At 63.1% G+C, this 19,652-nt stretch carries 21 protein-coding genes; 15 read left to right on the top strand and 6 right to left on the bottom strand.

Annotated elements, in window-relative coordinates:
• Positions 1 to 66: 66 nt before the first annotated feature.
• Complete coding sequence (locus tag AWB81_RS02650; protein ID WP_062632470.1) at positions 67 to 480, top strand: response regulator; 414 nt, start codon at positions 67 to 69, stop codon at positions 478 to 480.
• A 57-nt stretch (positions 481 to 537) separates the two neighbouring features.
• On the opposite strand, the gene AWB81_RS02645 is transcribed toward AWB81_RS02650, so the two are convergent.
• Positions 538 to 732: a hypothetical protein gene (locus AWB81_RS02645; protein ID WP_062632347.1), complete on the bottom strand. Its 195-nt coding sequence runs from the start codon at positions 730 to 732 to the stop codon at positions 538 to 540.
• Positions 733 to 858: 126 nt separating this feature from the next.
• Between AWB81_RS02645 and AWB81_RS02640 the strand changes: the two genes are divergently transcribed.
• From AWB81_RS02640 to AWB81_RS02625, 4 genes are all read left to right on the top strand, one after another.
• On the top strand, positions 859 to 1,530 hold the full coding sequence (locus tag AWB81_RS02640; RefSeq protein ID WP_062632346.1) for a glutathione S-transferase family protein: 672 nt from the start codon (positions 859 to 861) through the stop codon (positions 1,528 to 1,530).
• A gap of 789 nt (positions 1,531 to 2,319) precedes the next feature.
• Positions 2,320 to 3,957 (top strand): ATP-binding domain-containing protein, encoded by a 1,638-nt coding sequence (locus tag AWB81_RS02635; RefSeq protein WP_062632345.1) that lies wholly within the window; start codon positions 2,320 to 2,322, stop codon positions 3,955 to 3,957.
• Positions 3,957 to 4,454 (top strand): putative pterin-binding protein, encoded by a 498-nt coding sequence (locus tag AWB81_RS02630; protein WP_062632344.1) that lies wholly within the window; start codon positions 3,957 to 3,959, stop codon positions 4,452 to 4,454. Before AWB81_RS02635 ends, AWB81_RS02630 begins: the two co-directional genes overlap by 1 nt.
• Complete coding sequence (locus AWB81_RS02625; RefSeq protein WP_235025703.1) at positions 4,451 to 6,259, top strand: ATP-binding response regulator; 1,809 nt, start codon at positions 4,451 to 4,453, stop codon at positions 6,257 to 6,259. The genes AWB81_RS02630 and AWB81_RS02625 overlap by 4 nt, the downstream gene beginning before the upstream one ends.
• Positions 6,260 to 6,275: 16 nt before the next feature.
• Here AWB81_RS02625 and AWB81_RS02620 read toward each other — a convergent pair whose 3' ends face one another.
• The gene (locus AWB81_RS02620) at positions 6,276 to 7,130 is read right to left on the bottom strand and encodes a helix-turn-helix domain-containing protein (RefSeq protein WP_062632342.1); all 855 of its coding nucleotides are present in this window, start codon (positions 7,128 to 7,130) and stop codon (positions 6,276 to 6,278) included.
• 221 nt (positions 7,131 to 7,351) lie between these two features.
• Entirely contained in the window at positions 7,352 to 7,654 is a 303-nt protein-coding gene (locus AWB81_RS02615) for a hypothetical protein (protein WP_062632341.1), read from the bottom strand.
• 544 nt (positions 7,655 to 8,198) lie between these two features.
• Between AWB81_RS02615 and AWB81_RS02610 the strand changes: the two genes are divergently transcribed.
• The 3 genes from AWB81_RS02610 to AWB81_RS02600 all read left to right on the top strand — a co-directional run bounded on the left by AWB81_RS02610 (position 8,199) and on the right by AWB81_RS02600 (position 10,093).
• The gene (locus AWB81_RS02610) at positions 8,199 to 9,218 is read left to right on the top strand and encodes a hypothetical protein (RefSeq protein WP_062632340.1); all 1,020 of its coding nucleotides are present in this window, start codon (positions 8,199 to 8,201) and stop codon (positions 9,216 to 9,218) included.
• 60 nt (positions 9,219 to 9,278) lie between these two features.
• On the top strand, positions 9,279 to 9,617 hold the full coding sequence (locus AWB81_RS02605) for a hypothetical protein (protein ID WP_062632339.1): 339 nt from the start codon (positions 9,279 to 9,281) through the stop codon (positions 9,615 to 9,617).
• A gap of 152 nt (positions 9,618 to 9,769) precedes the next feature.
• Positions 9,770 to 10,093 (top strand): DUF4148 domain-containing protein, encoded by a 324-nt coding sequence (locus tag AWB81_RS02600; protein ID WP_062632338.1) that lies wholly within the window; start codon positions 9,770 to 9,772, stop codon positions 10,091 to 10,093.
• Positions 10,094 to 10,278: 185 nt separating this feature from the next.
• Here the strand turns inward: AWB81_RS02600 and AWB81_RS02595 are convergent, their stop codons facing one another.
• Positions 10,279 to 10,725, bottom strand: a complete 447-nt coding sequence (locus AWB81_RS02595; RefSeq protein ID WP_062632337.1) for an RDD family protein — start codon at positions 10,723 to 10,725, stop codon at positions 10,279 to 10,281.
• Between the two features lie 213 nt (positions 10,726 to 10,938).
• Between AWB81_RS02595 and AWB81_RS02590 the strand changes: the two genes are divergently transcribed.
• On the top strand, positions 10,939 to 11,553 hold the full coding sequence (locus AWB81_RS02590) for an NUDIX hydrolase (RefSeq protein WP_087134786.1): 615 nt from the start codon (positions 10,939 to 10,941) through the stop codon (positions 11,551 to 11,553).
• A 32-nt stretch (positions 11,554 to 11,585) separates the two neighbouring features.
• On the opposite strand, the gene AWB81_RS02585 is transcribed toward AWB81_RS02590, so the two are convergent.
• On the bottom strand, positions 11,586 to 12,836 hold the full coding sequence (locus AWB81_RS02585; RefSeq protein WP_235025701.1) for a tryptophan leader peptide: 1,251 nt from the start codon (positions 12,834 to 12,836) through the stop codon (positions 11,586 to 11,588).
• A 361-nt stretch (positions 12,837 to 13,197) separates the two neighbouring features.
• On the opposite strand from AWB81_RS02585, the gene AWB81_RS02580 reads away from it, so the two are divergent.
• From AWB81_RS02580 to lra1, 4 genes are read left to right on the top strand one after another with little or no spacing between them, the layout of a single operon-like run.
• Positions 13,198 to 13,950, top strand: a complete 753-nt coding sequence (locus AWB81_RS02580) for an SDR family NAD(P)-dependent oxidoreductase (RefSeq protein WP_062632335.1) — start codon at positions 13,198 to 13,200, stop codon at positions 13,948 to 13,950.
• A gap of 34 nt (positions 13,951 to 13,984) precedes the next feature.
• Entirely contained in the window at positions 13,985 to 15,304 is a 1,320-nt protein-coding gene (locus tag AWB81_RS02575; RefSeq protein WP_062632334.1) for an MFS transporter, read from the top strand.
• Between the two features lie 25 nt (positions 15,305 to 15,329).
• Positions 15,330 to 16,511 (top strand): L-rhamnonate dehydratase, encoded by a 1,182-nt coding sequence (gene rhmD / locus AWB81_RS02570; RefSeq protein ID WP_062632333.1) that lies wholly within the window; start codon positions 15,330 to 15,332, stop codon positions 16,509 to 16,511.
• Between the two features lie 11 nt (positions 16,512 to 16,522).
• The gene (lra1, locus tag AWB81_RS02565; protein WP_062632332.1) at positions 16,523 to 17,305 is read left to right on the top strand and encodes an L-rhamnose 1-dehydrogenase Lra1; all 783 of its coding nucleotides are present in this window, start codon (positions 16,523 to 16,525) and stop codon (positions 17,303 to 17,305) included.
• Here the strand turns inward: lra1 and AWB81_RS02560 are convergent.
• Entirely contained in the window at positions 17,292 to 18,239 is a 948-nt protein-coding gene (locus tag AWB81_RS02560) for a LysR family transcriptional regulator (RefSeq protein WP_062632331.1), read from the bottom strand. The two genes, lra1 and AWB81_RS02560, sit on opposite strands and share 14 nt — an antisense overlap.
• A 147-nt stretch (positions 18,240 to 18,386) precedes the next feature.
• Between AWB81_RS02560 and rhaM the strand changes: the two genes are divergently transcribed.
• A complete protein-coding gene (gene rhaM / locus AWB81_RS02555) occupies positions 18,387 to 18,701 on the top strand; it encodes an L-rhamnose mutarotase (RefSeq protein ID WP_062632330.1) in 315 nt (104 codons plus the stop codon).
• Positions 18,702 to 18,738: 37 nt separating this feature from the next.
• Positions 18,739 to 19,629 (top strand): amidohydrolase family protein, encoded by an 891-nt coding sequence (locus AWB81_RS02550; RefSeq protein WP_062632329.1) that lies wholly within the window; start codon positions 18,739 to 18,741, stop codon positions 19,627 to 19,629.
• Positions 19,630 to 19,652 lie beyond the last annotated feature (23 nt).

Genomic DNA, 19,652 nt, shown 5'->3' with positions numbered 1-19,652 from the left:
AGGGGTCGAGCGGCTAGCAGTAGAATCGCCGGTATATGAATTCCGCTTTTGCAGTTTCAAAACAAAATGATGAACGAAGTAGCAAGACTGGGGCACACGAGGATCGTGCTGATCGAAGACGATCCGGAGAGCAGGGAATCATTGCAGATGTTGCTCGAGGAGGAAGGCGCGGATGTGGTTGCCGTCGCCGATGCCGAGGAGGGCGTGGAAACCGCGATCCGGCTTCTGCCCGATGCAGTGATTTGCGACATCGACCTTCCCGTGATGGATGGTTTCTACCTGATACAACGTTTGCGCGATCACGAGATTCGCGGCAACCTGCCGCCATCGGTGGCGATCGCGCTAACGGGCCACGACGGCGATGAATATCGATTGCGAAGTATCGGCGAGGGCTTCCAGCACTTCATGATGAAACCCGCGCATCCCGACGAACTGGTGATGTTGATCCACGACTCGCTGAACGCGCGCGCGGTGTCCTGAGTGAAGCGCTGGCTGGAGGCGCGCCGCGCGCGCTTCCTGGCTTGGTCGACGGCGATGCTATGACCGGTCGCGGTTGCGCGCTCGCGTTGCGCCCGTGATGACGGCGATGCCGAGCAGGATGACGGCCACGATGGCGATTGTGTGCTGCGCGACGTGCATTGCGACGAGCGCCCACGCCACGCCGCCGATGAAGATCAGCCAGCCGACCAGATAATGATGAGTGTCATTGAATTCTCCCTTTGCTTGCGTCATTGGTTTTGATCGAACGCGGCCGCTCTGGAAGAGGCCTTCTACATTCGACGCTTCGGCGCCGCGGATTCATTGGTATGCTGCGGCGCAACTCACCACGCCTTTGCAAATCACATTCCATCCCTGCACATGCTCACTGTCCATCACCTCAACAATTCCCGTTCGCAGCGTGTGCTCTGGATGCTGGAGGAACTCGGCGTCGAGTATGAACTGAAGCGCTACCAGCGCGATCCGAAGACGATGCTTGCACCGGCTGAGCTGCGTGCCGTGCATCCGCTCGGCAAGTCGCCGGTCATTACCGACGATGGTCTCACGATCGCCGAGTCGGGTGCGATCATCGAGTATCTGGTCGAGCGCTATGGCGAGGGACGCTTTGCGCCGCCGCACGGCGTGACGCCCGAGCGCGTGCGTTATAGCTACTGGATGCATTATGCGGAAGGCTCGGCGATGCCGCCGCTTCTGCTCAAGCTGGTCGCATTGCGTATCGGCAGTGCGCGGATGCCGTTCTTCGTCAAGCCGGTCGCGCGCCGGATTGCGGAGACGATGCAAAGCAGTTTCATCGATCCGCAGCTCAAGCTGCACTTTGGGTATGTCGAGGGAGAGCTCGCCAAGTCGGAGTGGTTCGCCGGTGATGCATTCACGGCGGCCGATGTGCAGATGAGTTTTCCGCTCGAAGCGGCCAGTCATCGGGCAGGGGCTAAGGCGCTTCCTCATATTCGCTCTTTCCTCGAGCGCATTCATGCACGAGATGCCTATAAGAGGGCGCTGGCGCGTGGGGGGAAGTATGACTTTGCTGATTGAGGGCTGATGTTAGTCGGGCTGTTGGGGCTGGTCGGGTTGCTTTCCGCCTCCATGGAACTTGATTTCTTAGTGGTCTATTAGCTCTGCCCCTGTCCGGGGCGGGACTTACTTTCTTTTCTGCTGCAAAGAAAGTAAGCAAAGAAAGCAGCTTTTTCAGGCAGCAGTCACAACACGTCAACGCACGAGCAATACCGAGTGGCCCAGCGCCTGAGTGTCGCCCTCAAAGGACCGCCCCGGCTTGGCGCGCGCACGCACTGACACCCCTCGCACCCCAACAGAGCGGTATGCACTCCGCTTCGGTCCGTCCGCGCTTCGCTCGGACGAGGGGCACAACCGAAAACCAGCGGACTGCAACCTCGACCGCGACCCTAAACCGCACGACTAATGCACCTTTCGTCCAGCGAAGCGAAAACGGATGAATGACTGCTGTGCCAATGTGCTCACTGCGCGATGACACAGTGCGCGCCGCGCACCAAGCCCCTGAAGTCCTTTGAGGGCGACACTTAGGGGCTGGGCCACTCGGTATTGCGAGGGTGGTCACGTCCTAATACCGTTGGCCCCCTAGCTGCTTTCTTTGCTTACTTTCTTTGCAGCAGCAAAGAAAGTAAGCCCCGCCCCGGACAGGGGCAGAGCAAATAGACCACAAAGAAAGCAAGTTCCATAGAAGCGCACATCAAACACCCGGCCCGAAGGGCGAAACCGCAAAAACGCGCGAGGCCCCGAGCGTCATGCGTACAATTGCGACTACCGTCCCCAACACCTTGCGCTGACGCGCAAAAAAGGCTGAGCATGGCTCGCATCGTCCCCGACGACTGGAAGAATCTCGAAGCAACCGGCGCCGCCGTGCGCGAACTCGAGACGCTGTCGCTCCTGGAAAAGCTCCCCGACGACTACACCGTCTACCACGGCGTTCACTGGACTCGCATCAACGAGGGGTTCTCGGTCTTCGGGGAAGCGGACTTTGTCGTCGTTGCCCCATCGGGCCGCGTGCTCGTCATCGAACAGAAGGCGGGCTTCCTGCGCGAAACGCCCTCCGGGCTCGTGAAGGTCTATCTGCAGAAGGAACGCAACGTCGCCGTACAACTTGCGCGCACGCTGGAAAATCTCCACCGGCGCTTCACCGCAGCGTTCGGCGCAGGTACCTATCGCATCGAAGAACTCCTGTACTGCCCCGACTACACGGTCAAGGACGACTCCATCGCAGGCGTGCCGCCCGCCCGCATCGTCGATGCGAGCCGCAAGCGCAAGCTGCCCTCCGTGGTGCTGGACATCCTGCCGCCCGATGAACCGCGCTTCGAATCGTCGACTCGCATCCATCACTTCCTCGCCGACGAACTTGCGCTCACGCCCGATACCAATGCGCTCGTCGGTCAGGCCGACATGCTCGTCACGCGCCTGTCCGGCGGCCTCGCGACCTGGGCGCGCCGCCTCGAATTCGAGCCGTTTCGTCTGCGCGTGATCGGCACGGCCGGCTCCGGCAAGACGCAACTCGCCGTGCAGGTGATGCGCGATGCGGTTGCGAAGTGCAAGAGCGTGCTGTACGTCTGCTTCAACCGGCCGCTTGCCGATCACATCCGGCTCGTCGCGCCCTCCGAGGCGAAGATCGCTAACTATCACCAACTGAGCGCGGCGGTCGCGCGCGATGCGGGCAGTCCGCCCGACTTCAGCCAGCCGAATGTATTTGCAACGCTTGAAGAACGCTTTGCGAACGTCGAGGTTCCGGAGCACTGGAAGTTCGATGTGTTGATCGTCGACGAGGGGCAGGATTTTCACGCGGCGTGGGTCGATGCCCTCGCGCGGCTCCTTAAGCCCGAAGGCGCCTGGTGGTGGCTCGAAGACCCGATGCAGAACCTTTATTTCCGCGAGCCCGTTCCGCTGCCCGGCTGGACGACGCTGCGCGAGAACACCAACTACCGCAGCCCGCGTGATCTGCTCGCCTACATCCGGCGCATCGTCGGAAACGAGGTGCGGCTCGATGCGGGCAGTCCCTTCGACGGCTCCGATGTCAGCATCTCGACCTACGCAAGCGGTCACGCCGACGAAGTGATCGAGGCGACCAAGCGCGCGATCACGCAGGCGCTCTCGCTCGGCTTTCGCAAGCAGGACATCGCGGTGCTGTCGTTTCGCGGGCGCGAAGGTTCGGTGCTGACCGCGGTCGAGCAGCTCGGCCCGCACCGGTTGCGCAGCTTCACCGGCGGCTACGACCTGTTCGGCAATCCCGAGTACCGCGAGGGCGATGTGCTGCTCGAATCGATCTATCGCTTCAAGGGGCAATCGGCCCCGTGCGTGATCCTGACCGAAGTCGACTTCGATGCGCTCGACGAACAGGCCGCGCGCAAGTTCTTCGTCGGCGCGACGCGTGCGACGATGAAGCTGATCGTCGTGGCTTCGGAGCGCGCCGCGAAGGCGTTCGACGAGGCGCGCTGATGGCGATCCCGTACTTGCGCATCGCCGTCCTGTGGCTGCTGTTCGCCATCGCGCCACTGGTTCGCGCGGCGCCGCCCCTCGCACTCGAAGTGCAGGGAAAAATTTCAAGAACCAACGACGCGTCGCACACGGTCTATCGCATTTCCGAAGCGGAACTGCTGAAGCTTCCGGTGCATACGATCGTCACTTCGACGCGCTGGACGCCCAAGTCGACCTTCACCGGACCGCTCTTCTCCGACGTGCTGAAGCTCGTCGGCGCGACGGGCCGCACGGTCGAATTTCTCACGCTCGACGACTACACGGTAAGCATGCCCGCAAGCAACGCCGAGCGTTACGGCGCGATCCTCGCGTACACCATGAACGGCAAGCGCCTCGAAGTGCGCGACTTCGGCCCGTTCTTTCTCGTCTATCCCCGCGACACGTATCCGTCGGAACTGACGGGCGCGGCCGCCGATGCCCGATTCGTATGGCAGGTCAAAGCACTGATCCTCAAATGACGCGCCCGTGGTACAGGCGCGTGTGGTACGCGGCGCTGATCGCGCTCGCGATTGCGCCGCCGATCGGCGCCGTCGCCTACATGCTCTACACGGGCCTGCTCGTGAAGCAGACGCCGCAACAGATCGTCGTTGCCTACGACGGCTTCTATTGGGACGCCGCGCAGCTGGAGATCGCCTACGAGCGCTTTGCGAACCAGGTGCTGCTGTATCGCGGCGGTATCGACGAGGACGCCGACGCGGTCCGCCTGCGCTACCAACTCGTCGAATCGAAGCTCAACGTCGTCGCCGGGTCCACGCAGATGCTCGGCAACCATGAGGCGTTGCGCAACCGGCAGGAAGAGATCTTGCGGCAGCTGGCGAACGCGATCGGGTCGATTTCTTCTGACGTCGATACGATCGACCAGGACCCCCAGCGCACGCTGCGCATCACGGGCGTGCTGCGGCAGAACCTCGCGGCGGTGAGCGAGCTGTCGAACGGCAGACGCATGGTGGACGTGGCCGAGCGAGAGGGCATCGTGAGCGACTTCGAGACCAAGCGGCGCTATCTGATCTATGGCGGCATCCTGCTCGCGCTCCTCTCGGCAGCGGCGACCACGCTGCTGCTGCTGAACGGCTACCGGCGCACGCGCCTGATCGAGCAGCAGCGCGCGGCACTGGCGGCCGAACATCAGGCGACGCGCGCCGCGCGCGAGGCGAGCGTCGCGAAGGACACCTTCCTCGGCATGATCAGCCACGAGTTGCGCACGCCGCTGCATGCGATCGTATCGTCGGTGGAATTGCTGGGCCTGAGCCTGCGCGACGACGCCGACCGCAAGATCATCCAGCGTCTGGAAACCGGCGCGCGTCATCTGGAAGCGCAGATGCGCGACCTGACCGACTACGCACGGCTCGGCGCCGGCAAGCTCGAACTGCGCATGACGGTGTTCGATCCGCTCGAACTGCTCGATTCCATCGTCGATGCGAACACGCCGGGCGCGACGGCGAAGGGCCTCGAATTGCGCGGCGAGTTCCTCGGACAGCGCGGCCCGCTCGAGAGCGACCAGCACCGCCTGAGGCAGATCGTGACGAACCTCGTCACCAACGCGATCAAGTACACGGACGCAGGCTCGATCGACGTGCGCTTCGAGCGCGCCGACGACCGCCTCGACATCTCGGTGATCGACACCGGCCCCGGCATCGCGCGCGAGCAGCTTCCGCTGATCTTTCAGGAGTTCACGCAGCTCGATTCGTCGAGCACGCGCCGTTTCGACGGCGCAGGCATGGGGCTCGCGGTGGTGCGCGGCCTCGTCGAACTGCTGGGCGGCAGGATCGAGGTATCGAGCGAAGTCGGGCAGGGCGCGGCGTTTCGCGTGAGTCTGCCGGCCGTGTCGGCGGACGCGCTGCCGGAGCGCCGCGAGCAGGCCGCCGAAAGCGCGCCGCTCAGGAAGTCGCGCGTGCTCGTGATCGACGACCACGAATCGATCCGCGAGTCGCTCACGGAAATGCTGACGCATCTCGGCTACGCTGCCGTCGCAATGGGCGACGTGGACAGCGCGCTCGCGTGGCTCGCGTCGAATCAGGCGGACGTGATCCTCGCGGACCTGCACATGCCCGGCAAGGACGGCTATTCGTTCGCACAGGAGTATCGCGCGCGGCTCGCGCCCGGTGCGAGCGTGCCGATCATCGCGGTGAGCGCCTACGCGCCCGAACTCGTCGACCCGGCCGCGACCATCCTGTTCTTCGATTATCTGCTGAAGCCGGTGCGCTACGAGGTGCTCAAGAGCGCAGTGGCACGCGCAGTGTCGGCGACGCGGCGCATCGCCTGAGCGCTCATGTTGATGCTCAGGCGCGCAGCAGGCGCTTGGAGAGATCGGCCACCAGAATCGCGAGACGAGCAGGCTTTTCGAAGCACGCGACGTTGTAGTCGCGAATGACCTGGCTGATGTCGGATTCGCTGGCCTTGCCCGTTGTGAGTTCGCCGGTGAGGACGAAGACCGGCGCGTCCGGGTTGTCGGACTCGCGCACCGCGCGAATCGCGCCCGCCGACGTATGCACGCCGAACAGCCAGTCGATCACGACCGCATCGAACACTTGCGTCTGCAGCGATTCCAGGAACGCGTCGAGGTTGTAGAACGCGATGGCCGTGAAGCCCGTGCATTCCAGATAGTCATGCAGGTTGTCGGCCGAGGCCTGATCGTCGTCGACGACTGCAATTACCGGCTTTTCCATGTCCGCGCGACGCGGCTGGATTTCGATCTTGTGGACGTCGAACGCTGCGTGGAGCAACACACCCTCGTGCTTGGTCACGAGCCAGCGGTTGTTCAGCTTTTGCACGATGAAATCGGGTCGACTGCCCGCATCGAGCGCCGCGCCGACCCACGCTGTGCACGGGATCTCCGTCGAGCCGATCTTGAACACGGCGTCGTGGGCGGTGCCTTCGGTATCGTCGACGTCGGTGTTTTTTGCATCGAAGAGCTGCAGCGCGGGTTCGTCGAATGCATCGGCGACGCGGCGGATCTGCGTGAGCGTCCACGGGCTGTTGCCGCGCAGCTTGCGATGGCCTTGCGAGAAACTGAGGTCGAGGATGCGGCACAGTTCGGCGGTCTGCTGCCGCTTGCCGATGCCATGGCGGCTCATGAGTTCGCGCACGCGCTCCGCGACGGCGAGCGATTCCGATGAAGATGTTTCAGTGACCATTGCCGGTTCGACGGTGAGAGAGGCGCCTCGTTCCCGCATGCGCGGTCCGCGAGGGTGTGATGCGTTCGACCGATTTCGTGTTTCGTCTTCTCGTGTTCGACTGCGGCGTCATTGTAAAGCGGAACGGCCGAGGCCCGTGTGCGGGATGCAATGGAAACGGCCGGAAACCGGTCCGGCCGTTTCATGGGCTGAAAGGCTTTCGTGATGCAAAGCCCGGAGCTTTACTGACTGCCGGAAGCGGGTGCGTCCATCGTCGAGGAGCCCTTCTTCTGCGTCTTCTTGTGCGACATGTTGGACTTCGACGAGCCCATCGAGTTGCCGCCGGTCGCGTTGGAGTTCGCGCCCGTTTCGCCGTTCGCGTTCGGCGTGCTCATGCCGGTGCCGCCCTGGCCCGCGCCGGTGCCGCCCGCAGTGCCGCCGCCCGCGCCACCGCCGCCGCCGGCCTGCGCATAGGCGGCTCCGGACAGGCTTAGGATGAACGCCGATATCAGCAGGCCTCTGGTTCCCTTCGCAGCGAGTTTCATGGTTATCTCCTTGAGTTTGGATAGGAGTCGCATTCAGTGCGATGCGACCCGCATGACTCTCACTGCAATCGTCGTGCCTCGGCCGAAAGGTCCGGTAAAGCGCAATGAAAACCCTGGCCGCCGATCTCATCGCGTCTGGCCAAATCCGACGACGACGCCACGCAAATGGTAATCTTTGGATTCAGTCCGGTCTTTTTCGGGGCCGCATCGATCGCACGCGGGCTTCATCGAAGTCCGCCTCCGCGCGAACGCCGGACCCTCTGGCGCGACGCCGGGTGGAACGGATTGCGCCACGCTTTGCACTCGACTGCCTTCGTCTCGTCACGCGTTCGCCTCGAGTGCGACCCGCCCCGCAGCCACGCGCGAACCAGCGAGCCTCGATGCCCGCCCGAAACAACCGAATGACCGGCATCGCCGCCCGCGCTTTCAGTCGCCTGCTCTGGATGGCGAAGGCAGTACGGGCTTTCTCCGGCGATGTCTTGCAGTGCTGCCACCGGGTACTCCCACACGGCGGTGTTTTTTCACGAACGACCGGGAGATGAGGATGAGCCACGCTGACACTCTGGAACGGCGCATCTGCCCTGTATGCAAGCGCTTTCCCGCGGGATACGCGGACAGCGACGTCTGCCTGATTTGCGGAGCCGATACGGTCCCCGTGCCGGGAACGGCCGACGGGCAGCAAAACACGGATGCGATGCATCCGGAAACCCGCGCGTCGCGTGGACGTGCCGACCGGTCGAATCCGGACCCGGCCGGTGGCGTGTTCTTTCCTTTCGAAAGCCATCGTCCGGTACGCAAACCGGTGTGGCCATATGTGCTCGCCGTTCTGGGCGCGGCCTTGTTCGTCACCGTCTACTTTCGTCACGAGAGTCCGCAGCAGCAGTCGCTGCAGCCCGAAATCGAATCGCAGCGCGGCTACGATTCGGGTGCGGTCGTCGCGCCGCCTGCGGGAGCGGCGCCGGATGCCGTGGCCGCAGCGAGCACGCCACCGCAGATGGCTCCAGTTCCTGCGCCGACCCCGGCTCCAGGTAATGCCAACGGCGAATCGACGGCGGACTCCGCTTCGCCGGAAGCTGCCGGCACGGTTTCCTCCGCTCTGACCGATGCGGCACCGCCGAGGCCAGCTGTCCCCGTTCCAGCGCCGAAAGCCGAGATTCCACCGGCGAAGAACGCGGTCACGGCGTCGGAACTGAACATTCTAAACAGCGTGCGCTACGCGCTGAAGCAGGGAGACCTCACCGACGCACGCGAGCGCTTTGGACGGCTGCGCCAGGGTGTACAAGCGCGACCGGAGGCTCGGCAGGTGTCGGACGAATTGATCCGGCGCGAGCGCGAGCGTGATGCCGCCTTGCAGCGCGCTCGCTATTGCGAAACGGGTAAGGACTGGTCCTGCATGGCGCAGAATGCCGCTCACGCAAAGGATCTCGATTCGGGCAGCGCGCAATCGCAGGTAATGCTCTCGATGGCGACGAGCCAGCTTCGGTGGGCGAAGAGCACGAGGCCTGCACCGCCGCCGAGGAGCGCCGTGCCGACGCCCGCGGGTCCGGTTGCTGCTGGCCAATGATTTTCAGGCGCGATGCATTGATTGCTCGCAACTCAGACAGGCATATACGACGGAGCTAGCATGACTACTGGTTCTGGTTTGGCTGACGGTCCGCTGGAAGAAACGCCCGGGGCGCTGCGGACGCTGATCGGGTACCTCGAGCTATCGCTCGACTCGGGGAAGGGCGTCGTCATGATGCGTCGCGATCCCGAGGTCTTTGCCGTCTGCCTCGGCAACCCCGAGAACGAGGAGGAGGGTCTGAAAAGCCAGGGAACCATTACTGCGGCCGTGGCGAGCGAGATCCTCGAACTGACGCACGTCGGCGTTAACCGGCTGACGGTCGGCGACCAGACCTACCGGTTTTTCAGGAGCTTTACGCACATCGCCGATGTCGGAGCGGTGGTCTTCGTTCCCGCGTAGGCCGCTTTGCGCTATATGACCGGAACCTGACCTCAAGCGGTCTGCGGTGTCATTCGCCACTCCATCGAGCTATGGTCGACTATCCTTAAGACAGTACTGTCAGACCATCGTTTTGTAACGAGCTAAAGCGCAAGCTTCGGAGGCAGGCGGTCATGAAATCCCTAATCTATTCAGTCGTTGCGGCGTCGGTGCTGGCCGCTCCGCTGGTGTCATTCGCACAATCGGATTCGTCGCTGACGAGAGCGCAAGTGCGCACCGAACTCAAGCAACTGGAATCGGCGGGCTATACGCCGGGCGGCGGCGACGAGCCGAATTATCCCTCCAACATCCAGGCCGCCGAGGCACGTATATCCCCGAGCGACGCTGCTACCGGTTACGGCGGAGCGGTCAGCGGTTCGTCGGCCTCCGGGGGCGGAACGGCGGTAAGGCCCGCCTCGCCTGCCGAAATGAACAAGCTGTATTTCGGCGGTCAGTGAATCGGGTGTCATTCGTCGGCAGCTTTCGCGCGGAAATCGCCGGAATCGCCGTGCGTTGATTGGTCTCACCACGTTCTCCGAGCGGCTGCGACCGTGAGAGCGTTAGGGCGCCACGAGAATCCTCGATGTGGCGCCTTTCTTTTTCTCATAGCCGTATCGGGTTCATCCGAAACCCAGCGTGACCGCTACGCCGCAGGACGACTGCCATCGCCGGACTCTTCCTCGATGACGATCGTATTCGCCATGCGATCGTGCAATCCCTGTCTTCGTTCGTTGAACAGAATCGACAGGAAGCCCGCGCCACACGTCGCGAAACAGATCAGGTAGCCGAGAGTGCGCAGAGCAGCCTGCTTCGCGGTCATCCGCTGCCCGCTATCCGCATCGACTATTCTCAGATGTAGCGCTCGTTTGCCCGGCGAAGTGCCCCAGATGACCCACATCAGGCCGGTAAGCAGTATCGGAACGCATTGGGCGAGGAGCGTCCACAGAAGGATCGTTGCAACGAGGGACTCCGGTTGCGCGAGGAGTTCCTCGGTCGACGGACCGAGCGGGACAAAAAGCACGATTACGGTCCACCAGATGGAATCGATGCCCAGTGCGCTCATGCGTCGGGAGTGTTTGGCGTATCGCATCAATGGCACGACGTCCGTATCGGGAGTAAGTCCATGTCCGCTTTCAGGAAATAATTTTCGAGGGCGCATGTGTCATAGTTCGGCTGGTTACTACGCGGAAAAACACATGGTGACATTAGAACAAATCCAGGCGCGCATGACGAAGCCGCAAGCGGCGGTGTGCGATGCACGCGGCTTGTCATTGTCAAGCCAACACAGATCGTAGAGGTCCGCTTGTCCATTCGACGACTGGAGCAAGCGCGCCGCTTGCTGGCACTGGCCCAAAGCGGCCTGCACTACACCGATGGCGCATTCGACAAGGAGCGCTATGAGGAGATCGCCGCTATCGCTCACGCGCAGCTTGGCGAACTGGCTGACATGGATGCGGAGAAGGTCGCTGAACTCTTCGCGCACGAAGCAGGCTATGCGAACCCGAAGCTCGACGTCCGATGCGCAGTGTTCAACGACGCAGGCGAAATCCTTCTGGTGCGCGAGGTGGCGGACGGATTGTGGTCACTTCCCGGCGGCTGGGCGGATGTCGGCGCATCGCCCTCCGATAACGCTGCCAAGGAAGTGCGGGAAGAAAGCGGATATACGGTTACCGTAGAGCGGCTGCTGGCCGTGTGGGATACAGCGAAGCATCCGCATCCGCCTTCGGTCTTTCATATCTGGAAGCTCATTTTTCTGGGCAGGATCGTGGCCTCGGGCGATGTCATCGGCGTTGAAACGGACGGCGTCGGCTTTTTCGATATCGACGCGTTGCCGCCACTGTCGCTTGGTCGAATCCTGCCCGAGCAAATCCGACGGCTCGACGCGCTTCGACGCGATGGCGGCATAGCGTTCGACTGAGGAGGGCGCAGCGGTTTGCGCTGCGCCGCCGTTCATGACGGGTCGTCCTGCGCCAACGCTTTAGGCTGCGTCTCGTCGAGGATCCGCAGCTTTTCGTCGATATCCGCAAGCGGATGGCCGCTCGCGCGGACCTCGGCCACGAGCCGGTGCGCGTAGGAGCGACAGTTCTCCAGCGTTCCATGCAACTCGGGCTCGCTTTTCAGCGCGGAAACTGCCGCTTCCATTTCGGCCGGGGTGTCGCTCAGCAACGCGGCGACAACCTCCTGGGGCGGGATGGGTGAAGCGTGACTGCGCAACTGGCGCATCCAGTCGGTCGCATACAGGGCGGCGCGTCGTCGATGCTCGTGCGCCTCGGCCGTATCGAGCGAGGAGAGGCTTTGTCTGCTGTTCCCGAGTGCGGAACGCCAGAGCGTCATCACGTTGCCTCGCATCTCGGCAATCGAGGTGCCAAGGGCCGCATTCTCGCCGCCAGTCATGAGACGCCGGTCTTCCAGCGAATCGAGCCGCCCGCGGAAGCCATTCAGGAACGGATGCCAGTCCGAGGGGAGTTCCTTGTGAGCGTAGAACTCGCTCGTCAGTTCCGTCAGCTCCTTGCGAATCTCGGCGAGCGTCTGATGGTCCGCGAGACGCGCCTCGTACACGTCCTTCGACGTCACGACCTGTCGATGCAGCGGGAAAAGCGGGTTGTTGTAGCGACGCTGCAAATGGCGCTCGATGGCGCCGGGGGCCGCGCTCCATTTCCACTGAGGCAGGGCGTGAGCGTCGAACTCCGGCAGGCCGCGAACCATTTCCCGAAAAAGGGGCATGGCGTGCTCGGTCGCATTGCGCAGGCAGGCGGCAACCCGGATGTCGTTGCCCTCCAGATCGCTGCCTGTCCGGCCGTAGTAAGGAGAGTCCGGAGCCTGTAGCAGGAAGCCTGTCGCCAGCACGAACTCCATCGGCAGTTCCAGAAGATTTCCATCGACGACGAAACTGCGTTGCTCGACGGGCGTAGCGTCGAAGGATTGAATGAGGCGGTTCTCGAGTTCGATCAGCGTGTCGAGCACGTCGCCGGTCGCAGGCTGGGCTTCATCCGCGAGCAGGCAGAACGTGTCGCGCGCCATCCGCGCCGCGACCACGCCGTGTTTTTCGGCGAACAGCCAGAACCAGAGCGCGAGTGCGTAGCCCTTGGTCGCGCTCTGAGCCGTGTTCTCGACTTCCGGGGTGAAAACGATGCCGGCCACGTTCCAGTTGGAAAAAGGCGGAGCGTCCGCCCTCATGAGCATGCCCAGCAGTTTGCGCAACGCTCCGTAGGTGTCCGAGGCCGACTCGGACGCTCCATGGGAAGGGGATGATTTGTTCCAGAACTTCCAGTCCACATTGTCCTCAGCTGAGCAAGGGAACACTATTCGGGGCGCGATACGCGCGCGCGTTCGAAGTCCAGCCAATCATCGCGGTTTGCGCCCGCGCAGGCAAGGTCCGCCTCGCGACGACGCGCGCCAGCTATGGTCAGAGCATTCCGCCCGGTCTCGCGGATTCGGCGCGCACCCGCCATGGCACTAACGATCCACTTTCGCTATCGCGTCATCATCAAGACGAATTGTCCGGCTATTGCCACTTCACTATAGTGGCTTGACTCGTGAAGACAACAGACAAGGAGACGCGATGAACCAGGTCGATCTGGCAGGACGCACGGTGGTGATTACGGGAGGCGCTCGCGGCATCGGTTATGCGGTTGCGCAGCGGTCGCTCAAGTCGGGCGCGCAGGTTGCGCTTTGGGACATCGACGCCGAGCGCCTGCAGCGCGCCGCCGATGAACTCGACGGGGCGGACAGGGTCAGCGCGACGGTGGTCGAACTCACCGACGAGGCATCCGTCGAAGCCGCCGTGCAGAAGACGCTCGCCGCGCACGGCAAGATCGACGTGCTGGTCAACAATGCGGGCATCACGGGCGGCAACGGCACGACCTGGGAACTCGCGCCCGACGTGTGGCGCCGCGTCATCGACGTGAACCTGACCGGCCCGTTTCTCACCTGCCGCGCGATCGTGCCGCACATGCTGAAGAACGGCTACGGGCGGATCGTCAATATCGCTTCGGTGGCGGGCAAGGAAGGCAATCCGAACGCGTCGCACTACAGCGCGTCGAAGGCAGGGCTGATCGGGCTCACCAAGTCGCTCGGCAAGGAACTCGCGACGAAGAACGTCCTCGTCAACGCGGTCACGCCGGCTGCGGCGAAGACCGAGATCTTCGATTCGATGTCGCAGCAGCACATCGACTACATGCTCTCCAAGATTCCGATGAACCGCTTTCTCCTGCCGGAGGAAGCCGCGTCGCTGATCCTCTGGCTCTCTTCCGAAGACTGCGCGTTCAGCACCGGCGCAGTGTTCGACCTGTCGGGCGGACGCGCCACCTACTAGCCGCCGCGCGGGACAAGAATACCGGAGACAACCCATGAGCGATCCGCGCCACGCGGAGGACGCAGTGACCGCGAAGGTCATGCGTCGTCTGCTGCCGTTCCTTCTACTGATGTACGTGCTCGCGTTTCTCGACCGCGCGAACATCGGCTTTGCGCAAAAGGCCCTGCAGCAGGACACGGGGCTCTCGAACGCCGCGTTCGCGTTCGGCGCGGGCATCTTCTTCGTCGGCTATGCGCTCTTCGAGGTGCCGAGCAACCTGCTGCTGCATCGCGTGGGCGCGAAGCTGTGGATGTGCCGGATCATGGTGACGTGGGGGCTCGTCTCGGCGGCGATGGCCTTCGCCCATTCGACCACCACGTTCTATGTCCTGCGCTTTCTGCTCGGCGTGGCGGAGGCGGGCTTCTTTCCGGGCATCGTCTATTACCTGACGCGCTGGTTTCCGCAGTCGGCGCGTGCGCGTGCGCTCGGCGTCTTCTACTTCGGTGCGCCGCTCGCGTTCATCTTCGGCAGCCCGCTGTCGGGCTTGTTGCTCGACCTGCATGGCGCGCTCGGTTTCGCGGGCTGGCAGTGGCTCTTCCTGATCGAAGGCGGCCTCGCATCGATCGTCGGCGTGTGGGCGTTCTGGTATCTCGACAACGAACCAGCCAGGGCACGCTGGCTCACGTCCGACGAGCGTTTGCTGCTCGCTGCGCGGATCGAAAGCGATGCGCGCGCCGCATCGTCGCATGGGCCGCACAGCGTGCTCGCCGCGCTCGTCGACGTGCGCGTGCTGATTCTCTCGACCGTCTACTTCCTGATCCAGGTGGCGGTCTACGGCGTGATCTTTTATCTGCCGCAACAGGTGTCCGCGCTGCTCGGCGCGAAAGTGGGCCTGAAGGTCGGACTCGTGACGGCGATACCGTGGATCTGCGCCGTCGTCGTCACGTGGATCGTGCCGCGCTATGCGGATGCGAGCGGCCTGCACCGGCGCCTCGCGGTGCTGATGCTGCTGGTCGCGGGCGCGGGCATCGCCGTGTCCGGGCTCGCGAGCCAGCCGGTCGTATCGATGATTGCGCTCTGTTTTGCCGCGAGCTGCTTCATTGGTGCGCAGCCGCTCTTCTGGACTTTCCCCACCCGCTATCTCACAGGCGCAGCGGCCGCGGCGGGCATTGCGCTGATCAATTCGCTCGGCAGCATTGGCGGCTTCGTCGCGCCGATGCTGCGAACGGCGGCCGAGGCGGCGTATGCATCGAAGAGTGCGGGGCTCGTCGCGCTCGGTGCGGCGAGCGTGCTGGCAGCGCTTGTCATCGTCGTGTTCGTGCGCCAGCCGAAAGCCGCCGGGTATGCCCGGGCCAAGCCCGTGAAAGCGTCATAACCAGAACATTCAACGGAGTCAGATCATGTCCATGCCAACCATCCGGCAAGTGCGCGCCTTCACCGTGCGGGGCGGCGGCGCCGATTACCACGACCAGGGCGCCGACCACTGGATCGACGACCATGTCTCGACGCCGATGGCACGCTATCCCGAGTATCGGCAGAGCCGGCAGTCATTCGGGATCAACGTGCTCGGCTCGCTCGTCGTCGAAATCGAGGCCAGCGATGGCACCGTCGGCTTCGCAGTGACGACGGGAGGCGAAGTGGGTGCGTTTATCGTCGAGAAGCATCTGGCGCGGTTTCTCGAAGGGCAGCGCGTGACCGACATCGAAAAGATGTGGGACCAGATGTACTTCGCGACCCTTTACTACGGCCGCAAGGGCATCGTGCTGAACGCGATTTCGGGCGTCGATCTCGCACTCTGGGACTTGCTTGCCAAGGTTCGGAAGGAGCCGGTGTTTCATCTGCTCGGCGGGCCGGTGCGCGACGAACTGCAGTTCTACGCGACGGGTGCGCGTCCGGATCTCGCGAAGGAGATGGGCTTCATCGGCGGCAAGATGCCGTTGCAGCATGGCCCGGCCGAGGGCGAGGAGGGGCTCGCGAAGAACATCGCGAAGCTGGCCGACATGCGATCGAAGGTCGGTGATGATTTCTGGCTGATGTTCGATTGCTGGATGAGCCTGGATCTGAACTATGCGAAGCGCCTGGCGTCGGCGGCGCACGAGTATGGGCTGAAGTGGATCGAGGAGGCGCTTCCTCCTGACGATTATTGGGGTTACGCCGAACTGCGCCGCTCGGTGCCGCGCGGCATGATGGTGACGACCGGCGAGCACGAGGCGACGCGCTGGGGCTTCCGGATGTTGTTCGAGATGGGGTGCGCGGATCTGGTCCAGCCGGACGTGGGCTGGTGCGGTGGCATCACGGAGCTGATCAAGATTTCCGCGCTCGCGGATGCACATAACGTGCTTGTCGTGCCGCATGGCTCCTCGGTGTACAGCTATCACTTCGTGGTCACGCGGCATAACTCGCCGTTTGCGGAGTTCCTGATGATGGCGCCGAAGGCCGATGAGGTCGTGCCCATGTTCACGCCGCTGTTGCTTGATGAGCCGGTGCCGGTGAACGGACGAATGAAGGTGCCGGAGACGCCAGGGTTCGGGGTGCGCCTCAACCCCGAATGTGCTCTTGTTCGGCCTTACACACACGATTGAGGAGCAAGCCCGTGCTACTGGAGAACAAGGTGGTCATCGTCACCGGCGGATCGCGAGGCATCGGCCGCGCGATCGCTGTAGCAAGCGCCAAAGAGGGCGCGGACATCGCCATCAACTACTGGGGCGACAATGACAAGTCCTACGGCCGCATGTCGGCGGTCGAGGAAGTGGTCGGCGAGATCGAAGCGCTGGGCCGCCGCGTGATCGCGATAGAAGGCAATGTCGCGGACCGCGAAACCGGCGTGCAGCTCGTCAAGCGCACCGTCGAAGCGTTCGGCCACGTGGAAGTGCTCGCGAGCAACGCAGGCATCTGCCCGTTCCACGCATTCCTCGACATGCCTGCATCCGTCTACGAGACGACCGTCGCCGTCAATCTGAACGGTGCGTTCTACGTGACGCAGGCGGTCGCAAACCAGATGAAGGAGCAAGGCACAGGCGGCGCGATCGTCGCGACCAGTTCGATCAGCGCGCTCGTTGGCGGCGGCATGCAGACGCACTACACGCCGACGAAAGCCGGCGTGCATTCGCTGATGCAATCGTGCGCAATCGCGCTCGGGCCGTACGGCATCCGTTGCAACTCGGTGATGCCGGGCACCATCGCGACCGACCTGAACGCCGACGACTTGTCCGATACGGAGAAGCGCGCGTATATGGAAAAACGCATCCCGCTCGGCCGTCTCGGCGACCCCGACGACGTCGCGCAGTGCGTCGTGTTCCTCGCATCCGATCGCGCGCGCTACGTGACGGGCGCGGCGCTGCTCGTCGATGGCGGGCTCTTCGTCAACCTGCAATGAGCGAAGACGCCGAATACTTGCGCAAGAGCGCGATGAAGTATTCGGCGGGCTCGGAGAGCGTCTCATGCTTGCGCCGCAACAGGCCGAAGCCCGCCAGGCTCTTGCCGATCTCGACAGGCAATTCGACCAGCAATTGCGCGCGCAGGTAATCGCGCACGACGGATTCGGGCAGCATCGCGACCGCTTCGCTGTTCTGCAGCAATTGCAGCGTGGCGAAGATCGACGCGCACTCGACCACGTTCGAAGGCGACGTGAGGCCCGCCCGCGCGAGTTCCTCCTCGAACAGGCCGCGCGCCGGGCTCGTGATCGGCTGGAGAATCCACGGCCACGCGATGAGCGCATCGAGCGCGAGCGGCGTCTTGCCGGCAAGCGGATGTTTTGCACGCACGACGAGCCGCATGGCTTCGCGCGCGAGCGGTTCGAAATCGAAATCGTTGTGTTGCAGCGGCGTCGTAAGCCGGCCGAGCGCGAGATCGACTTCGCGGCGGTGCAGCAGTTGCACGACCTGATCGCTCGTTTCACCGAGGATGCGTACGTTGAGAAGCGGCCGTTCCGACTTCAGTTCGGCAACGGCCATCGCGAGCACGTCGGGCGCGGCGCCCATGATCGCGCCGACCGTCAGTTGGCCGTGGCCGCCGCGCCGCTTGCTGTCGAGGTCGGCGGCGAAGCGCGTCAGGTCCGCGAGCGAGCGGCGCGCGTAGGCGAGCGTCGCGGTGCCGAGCGGTGTCGGCTGCATGCCGCGCGCGTTGCGCTCGAACAGCTGGAAGCCGAACGCTTCCTCGATGTCGGACAGCATGCGGCTTGCGCTCGGCTGCGCGACGTTGATGGTGTCCGCGGCCTGATGCAGGTTGCGTGCGTCGTCGAGCGCGACGAGCAGCGCGAGATGCTTGAATTTCAGCCGGTTGACGAGTGCGTGGGAGATGTTTTCGTTCATCGCGATTCGCCTGGGCGATACGGTTTTGCGATCGGCCAATCCTGCAATCGGATTGTGATGTTATCGGTCGGCGCATTATAGTCGCAGCACAAGAGCCTGGACGCACCTGATTCAACGATCACAAAACCATCGAAAGGGCAGGCCGCAATGGAGACACTTGCGTTTCGAATGACCCTCAAGCCGGGCATGCGCGATGAATACGAGCGGCGTCATCGCGAGATATGGCCCGAGCTGGCCGAGGTGCTTCGCGCCGCCGGCATCCGCGATTACTGGATCTTTCTCGACGAATCGACCGGACACCTGTTCGCGACATTCAAGCGCGAGGCATCGCATTCGACCGATGCGCTGCCTACGTTGCCGGTGATGCGCAAATGGTGGGATTACATGGCGGAACTGATGGCAACGAATCCGGACAACTCGCCGGTATCGACGCCGCTCGTTCCTGTCTTTCATCTTCCCTGAATCGCTGGCTTTTTCGAACCGGCACGAGGACACCGCCATGCAGGTTGTCGATCCGCATATTCATCTGTGGGATTTGAAGACGCATCACTATCCGTGGCTTGCGAATCCGCAGACGTCGTTCGTCGGCGATGCGCGCGAGTTGCAGCACGATTATCTGATCAGCGATCTCTTGCGCGATGCCGGCGACATCGAAGTGCTGAAGCTCGTGCACGTCGATGCGAATCACGATCCGGCCGACCCGGTCGAGGAAACGCGCTGGCTGCAAGGCATCGCCGATGGCGAGGGGCGCGGCATGCCAAACGGCATCGTCGCTTACGCGGATCTTTCGTCCGATAACGCACCGGCGCTGCTGGAAGCGCACGCGGCGTTCAAAAACACCCGCGGCATCCGCCAGATTCTCAACGTGCACGAGAGTCCGCTTTATGACTACGGCGGCCGTCATTTCATGCATGAGGCGGTATGGCGCAGGAATTTCGGCTTGCTGAAACGCCATTCGATGTCGTTCGATATGCAACTATATCCGTCGCAGATGAACGATGCCGCCGCGTTGGCACGCAAGCATCACGACACGCAGTTCATCGTGAATCACACAGGCATGTTCGTGGACCGTTCGTCGGTCGAAGGCTACCGCGCATGGCGTGACGGCATGCGCGCGCTTGCTGCCTGCGAGAACGTCGCAGTGAAGATCAGCGGACTCGCGATGTTCGATCACGCATGGACCGTCGAGAGCTTTAGGCCCTACGTGCTGGAAACGATCGATGCATTCGGCTGCGAGCGCGCGATGTTCGCGTCGAACTTTCCGGTCGACAGGTTGTTCGGTTCGTACGGCGCGTTATGGAACGCGTATGCGTCAATAGTTGCGGATGCAACCGATGGCGAAAGGGAAGCGCTCTTCAGGCGCAACGCGGAACGCATCTATCGCATTTGAAGGTCGCAACAACCATGTTGCAC

This window comes from Caballeronia arationis (assembly GCF_001544975.2).
In the GTDB taxonomy this organism is placed as follows: domain Bacteria; phylum Pseudomonadota; class Gammaproteobacteria; order Burkholderiales; family Burkholderiaceae; genus Caballeronia; species Caballeronia arationis.
The sequence above is the reverse complement of the archived record's forward strand: the minus strand, read 5'-3'. Positions and strand labels throughout refer to the sequence as shown.

Coding starts and splice junctions, on each gene's coding strand:
- AWB81_RS02640 (WP_062632346.1), top strand. CDS start 859: ATGCTCACTGTCCATCACCTCAACAATTCCCGTTCGCAGCGTGTGCTC.
- AWB81_RS02575 (WP_062632334.1), top strand. CDS start 13,985: ATGAGCGATCCGCGCCACGCGGAGGACGCAGTGACCGCGAAGGTCATG.
- rhaM (WP_062632330.1), top strand. CDS start 18,387: ATGGAGACACTTGCGTTTCGAATGACCCTCAAGCCGGGCATGCGCGAT.
- AWB81_RS02610 (WP_062632340.1), top strand. CDS start 8,199: ATGAGCCACGCTGACACTCTGGAACGGCGCATCTGCCCTGTATGCAAG.
- AWB81_RS02595 (WP_062632337.1), bottom strand. CDS start 10,725: ATGCGATACGCCAAACACTCCCGACGCATGAGCGCACTGGGCATCGAT.
- AWB81_RS02645 (WP_062632347.1), bottom strand. CDS start 732: ATGACGCAAGCAAAGGGAGAATTCAATGACACTCATCATTATCTGGTC.
- rhmD (WP_062632333.1), top strand. CDS start 15,330: ATGTCCATGCCAACCATCCGGCAAGTGCGCGCCTTCACCGTGCGGGGC.
- AWB81_RS02625 (WP_235025703.1), top strand. CDS start 4,451: ATGACGCGCCCGTGGTACAGGCGCGTGTGGTACGCGGCGCTGATCGCG.
- AWB81_RS02630 (WP_062632344.1), top strand. CDS start 3,957: ATGGCGATCCCGTACTTGCGCATCGCCGTCCTGTGGCTGCTGTTCGCC.
- AWB81_RS02650 (WP_062632470.1), top strand. CDS start 67: ATGATGAACGAAGTAGCAAGACTGGGGCACACGAGGATCGTGCTGATC.
- AWB81_RS02605 (WP_062632339.1), top strand. CDS start 9,279: ATGACTACTGGTTCTGGTTTGGCTGACGGTCCGCTGGAAGAAACGCCC.
- AWB81_RS02560 (WP_062632331.1), bottom strand. CDS start 18,239: ATGAACGAAAACATCTCCCACGCACTCGTCAACCGGCTGAAATTCAAG.
- AWB81_RS02600 (WP_062632338.1), top strand. CDS start 9,770: ATGAAATCCCTAATCTATTCAGTCGTTGCGGCGTCGGTGCTGGCCGCT.
- AWB81_RS02615 (WP_062632341.1), bottom strand. CDS start 7,654: ATGAAACTCGCTGCGAAGGGAACCAGAGGCCTGCTGATATCGGCGTTC.
- AWB81_RS02580 (WP_062632335.1), top strand. CDS start 13,198: ATGAACCAGGTCGATCTGGCAGGACGCACGGTGGTGATTACGGGAGGC.
- AWB81_RS02635 (WP_062632345.1), top strand. CDS start 2,320: ATGGCTCGCATCGTCCCCGACGACTGGAAGAATCTCGAAGCAACCGGC.
- AWB81_RS02620 (WP_062632342.1), bottom strand. CDS start 7,130: ATGGTCACTGAAACATCTTCATCGGAATCGCTCGCCGTCGCGGAGCGC.
- AWB81_RS02550 (WP_062632329.1), top strand. CDS start 18,739: ATGCAGGTTGTCGATCCGCATATTCATCTGTGGGATTTGAAGACGCAT.